Raw genomic sequence first — 15,100 nt, forward strand, 5'->3', positions numbered from 1 at the left:
GCCTGAGCCAGTCCGACCGGAACCCGACGGAGGAGAGGGGGTGCGCAGTGGTCCGTCCCATGCTCGGCGACCTCGAGCTGGAGCAGGTCCAGGTCGTCACGACCGACGAGGACCAGGTCGTCGTGCGCCACCCCGTCCCTGCGCTCGAGGGCGACTTCCTGCAGGACCTCGGCCGGCGCGGCGCACGGCTGACGCTCACGGGCGTGCTCACCCGGCCCGACGTGCACACCGGTCTGGCCGCGCTGCGCGAGCAGTTCCACGCGGGCGACCCCGTGCCGTTCGTGTCGGACATCTCCACCGCGACGCTCGTCGACCAGGTCGTCGTCGAACGCATGGACGTGCGCGAGGTCGCCGGGCGGCCCAGCGCCTACGAGTACGCGCTCACGCTGCGCGAGCTGACGGAGGCCGAGCCGGTCACGGTCGAGCCGGTGATCATCCCGCCGCCCCCGCCGCCGCCCGTGGAGCAGGCGCAGCTGTCCGTGACCGTCGTCGTCGAGGGCGACCCGGCGTTCGACATGGACCGGGTGCACGTCTCGGTGCGCGGCACCCAGGACGAGGACGCGCTGCCGCTGGACCGCGTGCTGACGAACCGGATCCGCCCCGACACGTGGTTCGAGGACCCGTTCCCGGCCGGCAGCTACACGGCCGAGGCGCTCGTCGACGACACCGCGACCCCGACCGGCCAGCGCGAGGTGCTCAGCGGGTCGGCGCCCGTGCGCGTCGTCGACGGCGCGGTCACGTCCGTGACGATCGTGCTGCGCCGCGGCGCGAAGGTCGGCACGGTGCTCGTCATCACGTTCCACTTCGACAAGGCGTTCGTGGAGCCGTGCGAAAGGCACGTGCTGGCCCGCGTCGTCGAACGGGCCCGTGCGCACGCCGACGAGCGGCTGCTGATCGTCGGGCACACCGACAAGGTCGGCTCGGACGCCTACAACCAGGCGCTGTCCGAGCGCCGCGGCCGGGCCACCTACGCGATGCTCACCTTCGGTTCCGACCCGGCACGCTCCGTGGCCGAGTGGGACGAGCTGCGCCGCACCCGGCCCACCGGCACGACCGACACCGTCAAGGACAGCTGGGGCACGCGCGAGGTGCAGCACATGCTGCAGGACCTGGGCCGGTTCCGCGGCAACGTCGGCAAGGACCTCGCCGACACCGACGCGGCCGTGCGGCAGTTCCAGCGCGACCACGGGCTCGTCGACGACGGCGTCGTGGGCGACGCGACCTGGCCGGTGCTCATCGAGGAGTACCTCGCGCACGACGCGCTCGACCTGCCCGTCGACCGGCTGATGCGCAACGCCGACGCAGCCGGCTGCGACAACGGGCCGCTGCGCTGGCTCGGCTGCGGCGAGGACGACCCGGTGCTCAACGTGCTGACCGCGTGGCGGCCCAACCGGCGCACCGAGCTGCTGTTCGTGCACGAGCAGACGATGCCCGTGGCCGTGCCCGCGCCGGTCACGCTCGCGCAGGTCCCGGCGGGCGCGGGCGGCGGCGGGTGGTGCCTCGACGACGGCACCGCGACCACGCGCGACGGGTTCGTCGTGCCGTGGGACCAGCCGTGCCCGTCGAACGCCCCGGGCACCACCGGGCCGGCACCCGCCTCGCAGCCGTGGTGCCGGACCCCCGCCGAGCCCGGCTCGTTCGTCGTGGCCGGGACGATCACCTTCGAGGACGGCAGCCCGTACGCGTCCGGGCCGTACGTGCTCATGGCCGCCGACGGGGAGTACCTGGACGGCGAGGTGCCCGCCACGGCGGCCGGTGTGCACGCGGGCGAGCCGGTCGCGGGGCGCACGCAGCCCGACGGGTCGTTCACGTACCCGCAGCAGAAGGGCCCGGGCGTCTACGTGCTCGCGGTCGACGGCCCGTTCCTCGCCCGCACCCGCACGCAGACGCTCGCCGACGTCCGCGGGAACGCCGTGTGCCTGCGCCTGGACGGGTCCGCGCCGGTGGACGTCGTGATCGTGGACCGCGCGGTCGCCTCCGTGCAGCCGTCGATCACGGGTCCGGAGGTGGTCGTGGTGAAGAAGCCGCACACCAACCCGGCGCGACGGCCGGTCGTGCTGCGCGCGTCCACGGCGTTCACCGGCAGCGGCACGCTGACCCGGTCGTCGGACGTCGTGCGGCTGTTCGACGCGGCCGCGGGCGGCACCGAGCTGACGTTCGACGGGGTCGACAACGTGTTCACCGCCGCGCAGCTGACCGCCGGGGTCACGCTGTTCACCGAGGGCCGGGCGGCGTCCGCCGCCGTCGGTGACGTCACCCTCACGCTGCGGCTCACGGTCGGTGCCACCCCGGGCCTGTCCGCCACCCACACGCTGACCTGCGTCGCCCTGACGCTCGACCTGCACGCGAGCCGGACCGCGGTCGGTGTCGACCCGGTGCCGCTGAGCGAGGCCGCGAAGATCACGCCCGGCCGGTTCGTCCAGGTGCAGGACGCGGGGACGCACGCCGGGCGCGCCCTGCTCACGGTGCGGGCCGCGCAGCCCGCCGCCTTCACCGGCACGCTCCGGCTCGCCGCGCTCGACGCTCGCACCCGGCTGTTCGCCGCGGCCGACGAGGTCGCCGCCCCCGGGCAGGCCGTCGTGCCGTTCCCGGTGCTGACGCCCAACGCCGCCGTGCCCGCCGACGGGCTGCGGTTCTGGGTCGAGGGCGCGGCCGTCAGCGGGGCCCTGCGTGACGCCACGCTGCAGCTCGGCATCGACACCGTGGAGGCCGACGGCGACCACGTGCAGCTCACCGTCGTCGAGCTGCGCGACCTGACGATGACGATCCCCGGCACCGCGCCGCGCACCGCCCGGCTCGGCAACGGACCCGTCCCGCCGCACGTGGTCCCGGCCGCGCCGGCCGCACCCGTGCCCGCCGACCTCGACACGAACCCGCGCGTCAACCCGCCCGTGCCGCTGCTGGAGGGGTCGGTCGTCGTCGCCGACCCGATCGCGCTGCGCGTCACCGTGCGTCCCGTCGGCGCACCCGTGCGGTGGAGCGTCCTGCGGGCCGCCGGCATCCCCGCGGCGGACGGCGGGGACGACGCGCCCGCGATCGTCGCGCTGCACGCCGCACCGGCCCCCACGCTCGTGGAGGACGCCGCCGACGCGCTGCGCGCCACGCTGCTCACCGACGGCACCGGGACCTACCACGTGCGGGCGTTCCTCGACGGCAACGGCAACGGGCGCTACGACCAGGGCGTCGACCGGGAGCCGGCGATCGTGCGCAACGTCGTGCTGGGCCGGGCCACGCTGTTCCTCGACTCGACCGTGGCGTCCTCGGCGAACTTCGTCGTGACGCCGCTCGCGGGCAACGGGTTCGACGTGCGCTCCGGGCAGTTCGACATCGCGAACCCCGGCACGGCGGCCGTGCACCTCAACGCGCAGGTCGACCTGGTCACGGGCGGGACCGACGGGCGGCGGTCCGCCGACCGGTACTTCGGCTCGTGGACCAACGACCTGCTCTCGCCGACCACGTTCTCCCCGACGTTCACCGACCCGACCACCGCACCGCCGACCGTGCACCCCGCACCGTTCGTCTTCGCGTCGAACCGTGCGGCGGCGACCGGCCCGGGCGGTGAGTTCATCCCCGGTGACCCGGCCCCCGCGCTCGTCGTGCCACCCGTGCTCGACACCGGTCGACCCGGCGGCGGCTCGGGCGGCGAGACGTCCTCGCTGACCCGCAGCCGGATCCGCAGCCGCACCCCGCTGCCGATCGGCCAGCGCTGGATCGTCGAGGCCGTCGACAGCCCCGGGGTCGGCATCACGAACCCGCACCCCGCGGTCGCCGCGGCCCGGCTCACCGCCTTCACTCTGCGCATCCGGTTCGACGCGACCCTGACCCTCTGGACGAACGCCACCGCGGTCGCCGGGGCCACGGGCGACCCGGCCGACCGGCTGTACGGCGCGCTCGAACGCGTCGACTGGCAGCTCGACGGGCGGTGGACGATCGACCCCGGCACCGGGGCCATCGCCGTGGTCTCCGCACCCGCGAGCGCCGTGACCGCACGCGTGCCGTCCACGCCCGCGGTCACCGCGACGGCCTCGGGCGTCGAGGTGCGCCCGCCGACCGGGCTCAACACGCTCGTGCAGGACGCGCGCGCATGAACGCCGTCGTCTCCGAGCTCCTCGCCGCGGCCGTGGTGGTCGCGGTGGACGTCTGTGCGGTGGATCTCGCCCCTGGCGCCGGAGGCGTGCCCGGCTCCGCTCCGGGCCTGGCCGTCGGGACCGGCACGATCGAGGTCGAGCTCGTCGAGGTCGTCAAGGGCCGCGTGCACGCGGCGCCCGGCGAGCACGTGCGCGTGCCGGTGAGCGTCACCTCGAACGCCGACCTGTGGGCCTCGGTGCACGTCGGCGACCGCCTCGTCGCGTTCACCGGCGGCGGGTCGACCGACCTGGCCGTGCTGCTCACCCCGGAGCACTGCACGTCGCTGCGCCCGGCCGGCGCAGGTTCCGCGGGTGAGGACCCCCCGGGGGTGCTCGCGGACGTGCGGCTCGCCCGGGCGGTGCAGCGGCGCAGCCCGACGGTCGACCGCCTGCTCGCCGAGGCGCACCGGCGGCGCGGCGAGGGCGGGGCGGTGTTCGCCCGGTACGTGTGGGTGGCCGTGCGGGACGCGGTGCGCGCCGACGCAGCCCGGTTCGACATGCTCATGGGCACCGCCGAGGATCCGGGCACGCGTCTGGACGCGCAGCAGGTCTACCTGGTCGCGGCCTTCGAGGACATGACGTTCGGCGCCGACTTCCCGGCCGACCGGCGGGCGCGGCTGGTGCGGGCGATGCTGCGGGTCGCGCTCGACCCGCGGGTGGGCGAGTGGCGGGCCGCGCTCCTGGGCACCTACGTGCCCGCCCTGGTGCGGGCCCCGCTGCCCACAGCGCTCGTCGCGTCGGACGTGTTCTCGCCCGCGACCGCCGACCTGCGCGACGCGGTGCGCACCGAGCTGGGCGACCCGCGCGACCCCGCGACGGACAGCTCGACCGTGCTCGCGTGGCTCGACGCCGACGCATCCGCGGGCCGGGCCGGCTCGGGCGGGGGTGGGTGACGTGCTGCGCCCCGCGTACCGCGTGACCGTCGGCGACCGGGTGGTCGACACGACGGCCGAGCCGCGCGCCTCCACGCTCGTCGAGCTCACGGTCCGGCTCGACATGGACACCCCCGCCGACGAGGTGACCTACGTGCAGGGCCAGGTCGGCGGTCTGCGGGCCGTACCGGGCGACGACCTCACGGTCGAGCTCGGCTACGCCGACGAGGACGGCGACCTGCGCCGGGTGCTCACCGGCACGGTCCACACGGTCGAGCCGGGGCTGCGCACCGAACGCGTCGTCGGGCTCTCCCGGGCGGACGCGCTGCTGCGCACCTACGTCGACCGCACGTTCGAGGACGGCACCGCGGGCGACGTGGTCCGCTCGCTCGCGCAGACCGCGGGCGTCGACGTCGCACGCGTCGAGGACGGCCCCGCGCTGTCCGCCTACGTCGTCGACGGACGCCGCTCGGCCTCCCGGCACATCCGCGACCTGGCCTGGCTCGCCGGGTTCGACACGTACCTGGACCCCGACGGCGCCGTGGTCTTCGAGGCGTTCACCGGCAGCCGCTCGGTGCACGTGCTCAAGCACGGCGAGCACGTGCTGGCCGCCGAGCAGTGGCGCTCCCGCCCGCGCGCCGGCGCCGTGCAGGTCGTCGGCGACAGCCCGGGCTCGTCCCGCGGCGACGAGTCGTGGGCATGGCTGACCAAGGACGTCGGGCCCCGGCACGGCACCGCGGGCCAGGGCACCCCGACGCTGCTCGTCGAACGGTGGGTGCTGCGCACCGCACGGGTCGCCCAGGCCACGGCCACGGCGCTCGCGGACGCGTTCACGGCCGCCTCGCTGGGCGTGCGGGTGCGCATCCAGGGCCGCCCGCAGGTGCTGCTGGGCGACCTCGTGCGGCTCGAACGGTTCCCCGAGCGCTCCGGCGTCGACCGGCTCGACGGGAACTACCAGGTGCGGGCCGTCACGCACCGGCTCAGCAAGGCCGACGGCCTGCTCACCGACCTCGTGCTGCGCTCCCTCGCGGGGGCCGCGGCCGCCGCCGTCCCGACCCCCGGAGGTGCCCCGTGACGCTCGTCGACACCATCGCCGCGATCGTCCGGCACGAGCTGGCCGCGGTGCGCGTGACCGAGCTGGCCGTCGTCGAGGACGTGCACCCGCACGCCGAGGAGTCCGACGACGACAACTACGCGGTCGACCTGGTGCTGCGCGGCTCGGGCCTGGCGCTGCGTCGGGTGCCCGTCGCGACCGACCGGATCGGCACGGTCGCGATCCCGAACGTGGGCGACCTCGTGCTCGTCGCGTTCCTGCAGGGCGACGTCAACGCCCCGCTCGTCATCGGCCGGGTGTACGACGACGAGGACCGTCCGCCGACGTCGACGACCGACGAGGTGGTCTTCCGGCTGCCGCTCGCGGCCGACGACGACGCGAGCGTGCTCGCCTCGATCCGCAACCACGCCGACGACGCGGCCGCCGACCCGGCACGCGAGCTCGTCATCCGGATGCCGCCCAAGATCACCGTGCGGATCGTCGACGGCACGGTCACCGCGACCGCCGGGGCCAGCGAGCTGCGCCTCGACCAGTCGGGCAGCAGCGGAGGCACCGTCCGGGTCAGCTCGGGCTCGACGACCGTGGTCATGGACCAGGACGGCGACGTCACCGTCGAGTCGTCCGGCTCGGTGCAGCTGACGGCCTCGCGCGACCTGACCCTCGAGGCGGGCGGGTCGCTCACCCTCAAGGCCGGCACGAGCATCACGGCCGACGCGGGCACGACCGCGACCGTCAAGGGCGCCGTCACCGCCGAGCTGCAGGGCTCGGCCGGCGCGACCGTGCAAGGGGCGTTCGTGACCGTGAAGGGCCAGACGTCGTTCTCGCCCTGAGGGGCGCACGCACCGTCAGCAGGACCCGCCCGCTGGAGGAGGAAGGAGGACCACCGTGCCAGGACCACCCGTCGCCGTCGGCTGCGTCGTCGTGGTCACCCCCGGTGCCGCCGGGGCGCCCGACACCGGCACGCTCCTGGTCGTCCTGCCGCCGTGGGTCACCGCGAACGGCATGCCGCTGGCCACCACCGGCTCGATCTGCACGATGGTCAACTCCGTGACCGGCGTGCCGTACCCGCTGGTCATCGGCCCGCTCGGCTCGTCCGGGGTGAGCGTCGGCGGCCGGGGTCTGGTGCGGATGGGCGACATGATCCCCTCGCCGCCCGGGGTGCTGCAGATCGTGGGGCCGCCCGCGACGACCTCCGTGAGCGACGGGTGGCCGCCATGACACGGCACCCGCGGCAGAACCCGCACGCGCGGCCCGGCCCGCATCCCCTGAACCGCACCCGCTCGACGAGGAGCACCCGATGAGCACCCCGACCGTCGGCACCGGCACCGGCACCGGCACCGGCACCGCGCCGCCCCGGGCCGCGCACTTCGGGACCGACCTGCGCCTGCTCGGCGACCTGCTCACCGCCGAGCAGCGCGAGCGCGGCTCCGACCTGTTCGTCGCCCCCCGCCCGCAGACGGCCCTGCCCGGCGCACCCGCCTCGTCCCCGCAGGACCTGCAGCGCGTCGAGGGCGTCGAGGACCTGCAGCAGGCGCTCGTCCTGCGGTTCCTCACCCAGGTCGGCGAGCTCGCGCACCTGGGCCACCCCACGTACGGCAGCCGGCTGCACGAGCTGATCGGCGAGCCCAACACGGTCACCACCCGCAACCGGGCCCGGCTGTTCGCCCTGCAGGCCCTGCTCGACGAGCCGCGGGTCGCCGCGGTCCGGTCGATCACCGTCGAGACGGACCGCCGCCGACCCACCTGGGTCGACGTGCGGGCCTCGGTCGTCGCGATCGACCAGGTGACCGAGCTCAACCTCGTGTTCCCTGTCCCGCTGGAGGGGGGTGCGCCGTGAACGGCGACACCGAGACCCTGGTGCACCGGCCGTTCGGCGACCTGGTGGACGACATCCTGACGTCGGTCGTCGGGGGCGTCGTCAACGAGCCCGTGCTGTTCGACCTCAAGGTGCTGGCCTACCCGCTCGCCGAACCGTCCACCGGGGTGCGCGGCATCACCGGCACGGCCGCCGGGGCGCCGCGCACGTTCCTCGTGCGGATCGACTTCGCGTTCGAGCCGGCGACCAACACCGTGCTGTGGCTCGAGGACGGCACGCTGCCCGACGACGACTCGACGTTCTACGTCGACTACTTCCGCGTCGACTCGCGCTCACCGTTGTCGGACATCAACGTCGGCTCCGTGACGCGCACGCTCACCGAGGCGGTCGGGCGCGAGATCGCCACGGTGTACGAGCAGATCAACCTCGCGTACCTGTCGGCGTTCGTCGACACCGCGACCGGCCGTTCGCTCGACCACGTCGTGGCGATCCTCGACGTCACGCGCCGGACCGCGGAGTTCGCCGAGGGTCTCGTGACGTTCTTCCGCGCCGCGGGCGGCGACGGCAACATCACGATCCCCGCGGGCACGCGACTGACCACGACCGACGGCACCGTGGTGTTCGCCGCGTCCCAGCTGCGCACGCTGCAGCGTGGCCAGGTGCGCATCGACGTGCCCGTGCGTGCCGACCGGGGTTTCGCCGGTGACGCGGGTCTCGTGCCGGCCGGTGCCATCACCGGCATGTCCCAGCCGGTCGGCGGCATCGAGCGGGTCAGCAACCTCGACCCGACCCAGCGGGCCGCCGCCGACGAGACCGACGACGAGCTGCGCGAACGGGCCAAGGCGGTGCTGCGCGGGCTGGGCAAGGCGACGATCGCCGCGCTCGACCTCGCCGTCCGCGAGGGTCGGGGCACGCCCGTCGAGCTCTTCGACCCCAACGGCCCGCTCGACCACCGCAGCGAGCCGGGGGCCGTGACCGTCGTCGTCGACGCCGAGCCCGAACGTCTGCCCAGCCTGGTCGACGCCGTGCACGCCACGCGCGCGGCCGGGGTGCTGGCCACGCTGGTCGCCCGGTACGTCTTCGTCACGCCGCGCGTGCGCGCCACGATCACCCCGGGCCTGCCCAACTTGGGACGCGAGCAGGTGCGGTCCGACATCGTGGCCGCGCTGGCGGCGTACGTCGACGGCCTGACCCGCGGCGACCCGGCGGACGGTGCCGCGATGCTGAAGGCGGTCCGCGCGGTGGCGGACGTCTCGGAGGCGACCGTGGTCGACGTGGTCGTCGCGCGCGCCGACCTGGCCGGGCCGGACGGCGACGGCGGGCTGGTGGACGCGCTCGTGCAGGCCGTCGCGCTCGCCCCGGCCGGGGACGCCGCCGCGCTGCGGGCCGCGCTCGCCGACGCCGTCACGCACGCCGGGTCGCACGCGCCGTCCGAGGCCCGGGTGCCCGACCGGTCTCTGCTGCGCTCGGCTGCGACGCCGGCCACCCCGGCCACCGACGAGGAGATCGAGGCCGGCACGTTCACCGTGCTCGCCACGGTCGACGGCGAGCCGTGGTGGATCGCGCTCGACATGGGTCCCGCCGACGTCAGCGTGGAGGACGGCGATGCCCAAGGCTGACCGGATCCTCGCCGCCCTCCCGCCCACGTTCCGGCTGCGAGGGGACCCCTCCGCGCTGCGCGCCCTGGTCGACGCGTACGGCGGGGAGCTGCAGAGCGCGGAGAACTCGCTGGTCGCGGTCATGCGCGCGCACTGGGTGCCGTTCGCCGACACCGGCGGGCGCGAGGTGCACGACCTCGCGCTGATCGCGGCGCTCTACGGGCTCGCGCCCCGGCCCGACGAGTCCGTCGAGGAGTTCCGCGACCACCTCCTGCGGTACGTGCGCAGCAGGCTCGACTCGACGGTGACGGTCCAGGGCATCCTGCGGACCGCGGCCGAGGCCCTGGGCCTGCACCTCGAGGACGAGGCGCTCGACACCTGGTGGACCCGGCCGGACCCGGTGCTCGTCACGTCGCTGCCCGACGGCCGTGACGCCGCGGTCCGGGTGCTCGGCGTGCCGGCCGTCGACCGGCGGGGGGCGGACGCGCAGGCGGCCGAGCTGGTCGGCGACGTCGACCTGTCCGCCGGGGTCGACCTGCGCGGGCCGCACCTGCTGTCCGTGGCGCTGGACGGCGGGGGAGAGGTGCCCGTCGACCTCACGGTCGCCGCCGCCGACCCGACGCACGCGCACGTGACCGCCGCCGAGGTCGCGCAGGCCGTGGTCGCCGAGCTCGGGGCCGGGGTCCGGGCATGGGTCGCCGACGGGCGGCTGCACCTGGCCTCCGCGACCGTCGGCACCACGTCCGCGGTGCACGTGGCCGACCGGCCCGACGACGCGGCCACGCTCGTGCTCGGCCTGCCCCCGCGCACCTACGACGGCGCGGCTGCGACCCGCGCGCGTGTGGTCGGCACCGCCGACCTGAGCACCGCGCTCGACCTGACCGACGCCCGGTACCTGCGGGTGCTCGTCGACGGCACGCACCTGGTCGAGGTCGACTGCGCCGCCGGGTCGGTCGACCCGGCGCACGTCGACCTGTCCGACGTGACCGCCGCCATCAACGCCGCGCTCGCCGCCGTGCACCCCGGTCTGGTGGTCGCCGCGGACGACGGACGCACCTTGACGCTCACGTCCCCGACCGTCGGCCCGGCCGGCTCCGTGGTGCTGCTCGACCCCGCGGCGCAGCCGGCCACGGCACGGCTCCTGGGGGACGCGCCGCGCAGCGCGGTCGGGCTGCCGGACCGTCGCGGCACGCTCGTCTCCCACCGGGCCATCGGCACCGGCGTCGACCTGAGCACGGCCTCGGTGCTGCGCGTCGCGGTCGACGACGAGGACCCGGTCGACGTCGACGTCGCCGGGCTCGACCCGGCCGCGACCCTGCCCGGCGAGATCGTCAGCTCGCTCAACGAGGGCCTCGGTGCGCAGGTCGCGACGCACGACGGCGACCGGATCACGCTGGCCTCGCCGGTCGCGGGCGCCGCGGGCAGCGTGCGCGTCGAGGAGGTCGACGGCGATGCCGCCCCGCGCGTGCTCGGCCTGCGCCCCCGCTCGGCGACGGGTGCCGCGCCGGTGACGGCCGCGTTCACCGGGACCGTCGGCCTGACCGCGGGCGCGAAGCTGTCCGCCGCGCACGTGCTGCGGCTGCGCGTGGACGACGAGGATCCCGTCGACGTCGACCTGCGCGCCGGCGCCGCGCACCCCGACCGCGTCACGCGCGACGAGCTCGTCGACGCGGTCAACACGGCGCTGCACCGCCCCGACGACAGCCCGGTCGCCTCCGACGACGGCACGCACCTCGTGCTCGTCTCGCCGACCGACGGCGCGGGCGGTCGGCTGGTCGTCGAGCCGTTGCGGGTCACCGCGCGCCGCCGGTTCGTCACCCGCGCCCGGGTGACCGACGACGCCGCGACCACGGTCCTCGGCTTCACCGCCGGTGCCGCGGTCGGCACGCCGGAGACGTCCGCACGGCTGGCCGGGAGCACGAACCTCACCGGTGGCGTCGACCTGCGCGACGCGCGGTGGCTGCGCGTGCGGGTGGGGGACCGCGCGCCGGTCGAGGTCGACTGCGCGGACCCGGACCGGCCGCGCGCCACCACGGTGGCCACCGTCGCCGCGTCGATCAACGCAGCGATCGACACGTCGACGGGTGTGGCCCCCGGCGGGGCGGCCGGTCCGCCGGTCGCCCTCACCGACGGGCGCACCCTGGTGCTCGTCGACCCGACGCCGGGCGCCGGGTCACGGGTCGAGGTCGAGCCGACCCGTGCCGTGGACGCGCTGACCGCCGTGCTCGGTGCTGGTGCTGGTGCGGCAGACAGCGGCGGCGTGGACGTCCGGGGCGCAGGTGCCGGCGGCGTCCGGTTCACCGGCACGGTCGACCTCTCGGCCGGTGTCACCGTGCCCGCCGACGCGGCCCTGCGTCTCGGCGTGGATGCCGCGGCCCCGGTCGACGTGCCGCTCGGCGACGGCGCGGGCCCGTCCACGCTCGCGCTCAGCCGGCTGGTCGCCCTGGTGAACCTCACGCTCGGGGCGTCGGTCGCGGCGCACGACGGCACGCACCTGCTGCTCACGTCCCCGACGACCGGCGCGGGCAGCGCGCTGCACGTCGAGGTGCCGACGACCGGCACCGACGTGACGGCGGCCCTGCTGGGCATCGACGCCCCGCGCACGTACGCCGGGCGAGCAGCCGTGCCCGCTCAGGTCACCGGCACGGCCGACCTGACCGCCGGGATCGACCTGCGGGTCGCCCACCTGCTGTCCGTGACGGTCGACCAGGGCGAGGCGGTGACGGTCGACCTGACCGCAGGCCTGCCCGACGGCGCCCGGGCCGCCGTGACCGCCGCGCAGGTGGCCGCCGCGATCAACGCCCGCACGACGGCGACCGCGAGCACCGCCGTCGTGCCCGGCGGCCTGTCCGTGCGGGTCATGTCCCCGACGAGCGGGCCGTCGAGCAGGCTGCGCCTGGGCTTCACGCACACGGGCGACGCCGCCGCGCTGCTGCTCGGTCCCGGCGCGCGGGTCGCCACCGGTCAGGCTGCCGGTCCCGCCGTCCTGGACGGCACGGTCGACCTGCTCGGGCCGGTCGACCTGTCGGGGCGTGCGCTGCTGCGCCTCGCGGTCGACGGTGGCGAGCCGGTCGACGTCGACCTCGCCGGCGTCGTCCCGTCCCGCACATCCGGCCCGGAGGTCGTCGCGGCGATCACGGCCGCGCAGGTCGGCGCCGGGGTCCTCGGAGGGCAGACCACACCGACCGGCTCCGGCTCGACCGCCTCCTCGCCAGGCCTGTCGGCGGCGCTGACGGCCGAGCAGCGGCTGCGGCTCACGTCGTCCACCACGGGCCCGTCCAGCCGCGTCGAGGTCGTCCCCGTGCGGCACCTCGACCTCGAGGAGTACCCGCCCGTCCCCGCGACGCTCACCGCACCCGTCCGGCACGGCGCGACGATCCGCCTGACCAGCACGGGCGCCTCCGACGTCCCGGCCCGCGTCGAGGTCCGCACGCCCGCCGGGGTGTCCGGTCCGCGACTGGCCGCGCCCGACGCGGGCTGGTCGGTGCGGGTGGACGACGGCATCGGCGCGGGCGGCAGCCTGGCGCTCGAGGTCGTCCCGGGCGCCCCGGGCGTGGTCCGCGCGACGATCGTCGAGGACGGCGTCGCCCGCGTCGTGCCGCCCGCGCTCGTGCAGGTGAGCGCCGACCCGTCGGGCGCCGCCCCGCTGACCGTGCGGCGCGGCCGCCAGACGTGGAGCTGGACGGAGTGCCGGGCGGCCCGGTTCGACGAGGCGTCGTTCGACGAGGACAGGTTCGCCGGCGGCCCATGCACCGAGGAGGCCGTGCTCGACCTCAGCCGCTTCGCCGCTGCGGGTGCTCCGGGTGCAGTGGGCGATGCGGGCACGACGGCCACCGTCGGTGCCGTCCTGGCCGGGACCGGCGAGCGCCGCACCACCGCGCACGTCACCCTCACGTGGGACTCCCACCAGGCGGGCGCGTTCGTCGTGCACCTGCCGGCCGACCTGGACCCGCGCTTCGGTGCCACGTTCGGCGAGGCACGGTTCGGCACGGCCGACCCCCACGTGCTCGAGGGCGTGGTCACCGAGCCCGAGCTCGACGACGCCCACCTGGTCACGCGGGTCAACAAGGACCCCGCGCACGTGCTCGTCGCCGCGCTGGTCGGCCGCGTGCCGATCGGCTGGTCGCCGGTCGCGGTCCCGTTCCGCACGTCGGTGCCGCTGACCGGGGGCACGCGCGACGACCCGGCCCGCCTGTACGTGTCCGACCCGGGGTTCGGGGGACGGTTCGCCGTGCTGTCCGCGCCCGAGCCGGGCACGTGGGGCGACGGGCTGCGGGTGGCGCTGCGGCGCAGCACCCCCGGCTTCTACGACCTCGAGGTGCACGTGCCCGGCACGCCGTTCGAGCTCGCCCGGGCCACGGTCCTCGGCCCGGCGCCACCGTCCCTTGCCTCCGCGCTCCTCGCACCCTCCCCGGCCGGGGTGGCGACCGCCAAGGCCGCCGGGGTGCGCGCGGCGGTCGGTCGCGATCGCGTCGAGCCCGTCGAGATCACAGATGACGGAGCGGCACCCTGACGGCCGCACCCGACCAGACCCCACCCCGGGCCCCACCCCGGACCAGACCCCAGCCGCAATCCAGCCCGAGCCAGCACCACCAGCACCAGGAGGGACCACCATGAGCGAGACCAGCACCCGCTACGTCGACCGGGCACCCGGCGACCTGCTCACCGCCGAGGACTGGAACACGCTGCAGGACAAGATCCACGACGACATCCGCAGCACCGCCCAGACCGCGGCCGACGCCGTCACGCACGTGCACAGCGCCGACGACTCCACGCACCTGGAGGGCAAGGGCCTCGACGCGCTCACCGAGGAGATCACCAAGCGCGTGCTCGACGAGGTCCGTGGCCGCACGGGCTACCAGCAGCTGTTCCTCGTCCTGAAGAACGACGAGCCGCAGGTCGTCGAGCACGGCCTGGGCACCCCGCCGCTGGTCGACCTGTACCGGCTGGAGTACTTCGAGGTCGTCTCCCGCGAGGACGACGAGACGCGCGACGCGTGGGCGACGTTCTACCTGCACCACTCCGAGGAGCGGCGCATCCGGGTCACGGGCGAGAACAACGAGCGCAGGTCGGTCGACATCCAGCCACCCGACGGGCCCGAGATGGGCATCCCTTTCGCCGACATGCTCACGCGCTACGGCGTGGAGTACACGGACACCTCGACGCTCGACGACCTGGAGACGGAGTTCTGGAAGGCGTTCTTCCGGGCCCCGAACGAGCAGTTCAACGACGACCAGTACACGCACTCGCCCTGGTTCGAGCGGTGCTGCAAGGAGCAGCAGACGGTCCGCAAGCTCAAGGCGAACGGCGACTGGAACGACATCGTGTTCCAGGTCCGCCCCCGCAAGTCGGTGAACTTCGAGACCTCGACCGTCCTGGCGGGCGGCGGCAAGGACGGCGGCGACGCGACGATCACGCTGCACCCGCACCCGACGAGCGTGTTCGTGCAGCACCTCGACAACAACCGGCTGGCCCTCTGGTACCTCGGCGTCACGCCGGCGGACACGGCGGACGAGATCGCGGCCCGCGACTACATCGGCGGCACCCGCTACGACCGCGAGCAGAAGCTCATGGTGCTGCTCAAGGTCTGACCCACCGCTCCACCCACGGCCCGGGCGGCACGCCGCGCCGCC

9 protein-coding genes are annotated in these 15,100 nt (G+C 75.6%); all 9 read left to right on the plus strand.

What is annotated here, in order from left to right; all coding sequences use genetic code 11:
- The first annotated feature begins 59 nt into the window (after positions 1-59).
- The 9 genes from BKA22_RS09725 (at position 60) to BKA22_RS09765 (ending at position 15,058) form a co-directional block, all read left to right on the plus strand.
- Positions 60-4,088, plus strand: a complete 4,029-nt coding sequence (locus BKA22_RS09725; RefSeq protein WP_146954553.1) for a peptidoglycan-binding protein — start codon at positions 60-62, stop codon at positions 4,086-4,088.
- Complete coding sequence (locus BKA22_RS09730; RefSeq protein ID WP_146954479.1) at positions 4,085-5,020, plus strand: hypothetical protein; 936 nt, start codon at positions 4,085-4,087, stop codon at positions 5,018-5,020. The genes BKA22_RS09725 and BKA22_RS09730 overlap by 4 nt, the downstream gene beginning before the upstream one ends.
- A gap of 1 nt (position 5,021) precedes the next feature.
- Positions 5,022-6,074, plus strand: a complete 1,053-nt coding sequence (locus BKA22_RS09735) for a hypothetical protein (RefSeq protein WP_146954480.1) — start codon at positions 5,022-5,024, stop codon at positions 6,072-6,074.
- Positions 6,071-6,883, plus strand: coding sequence for a phage baseplate assembly protein V (locus BKA22_RS09740; RefSeq protein ID WP_146954481.1), 813 nt, complete (start codon positions 6,071-6,073; stop codon positions 6,881-6,883). Before BKA22_RS09735 ends, BKA22_RS09740 begins: the two co-directional genes overlap by 4 nt.
- Positions 6,884-6,938: 55 nt before the next feature.
- The gene (locus tag BKA22_RS09745; RefSeq protein WP_146954482.1) at positions 6,939-7,271 is read left to right on the plus strand and encodes a hypothetical protein; all 333 of its coding nucleotides are present in this window, start codon (positions 6,939-6,941) and stop codon (positions 7,269-7,271) included.
- A 79-nt stretch (positions 7,272-7,350) separates the two neighbouring features.
- Positions 7,351-7,890, plus strand: a complete 540-nt coding sequence (locus tag BKA22_RS09750) for a GPW/gp25 family protein (RefSeq protein ID WP_146954483.1) — start codon at positions 7,351-7,353, stop codon at positions 7,888-7,890.
- Positions 7,887-9,488, plus strand: coding sequence for a baseplate J/gp47 family protein (locus BKA22_RS09755; protein ID WP_146954484.1), 1,602 nt, complete (start codon positions 7,887-7,889; stop codon positions 9,486-9,488). Before BKA22_RS09750 ends, BKA22_RS09755 begins: the two co-directional genes overlap by 4 nt.
- On the plus strand, positions 9,475-13,980 hold the full coding sequence (locus BKA22_RS09760; RefSeq protein ID WP_146954485.1) for a hypothetical protein: 4,506 nt from the start codon (positions 9,475-9,477) through the stop codon (positions 13,978-13,980). Before BKA22_RS09755 ends, BKA22_RS09760 begins: the two co-directional genes overlap by 14 nt.
- A 100-nt stretch (positions 13,981-14,080) precedes the next feature.
- Complete coding sequence (locus BKA22_RS09765) at positions 14,081-15,058, plus strand: hypothetical protein (protein ID WP_146954486.1); 978 nt, start codon at positions 14,081-14,083, stop codon at positions 15,056-15,058.
- Positions 15,059-15,100: the final 42 nt, after the last annotated feature.

The sequence above is a fragment of the Cellulomonas soli genome (assembly GCF_013409305.1).
In the GTDB taxonomy this organism is placed as follows: Bacteria; Actinomycetota; Actinomycetes; order Actinomycetales; family Cellulomonadaceae; genus Cellulomonas; species Cellulomonas soli.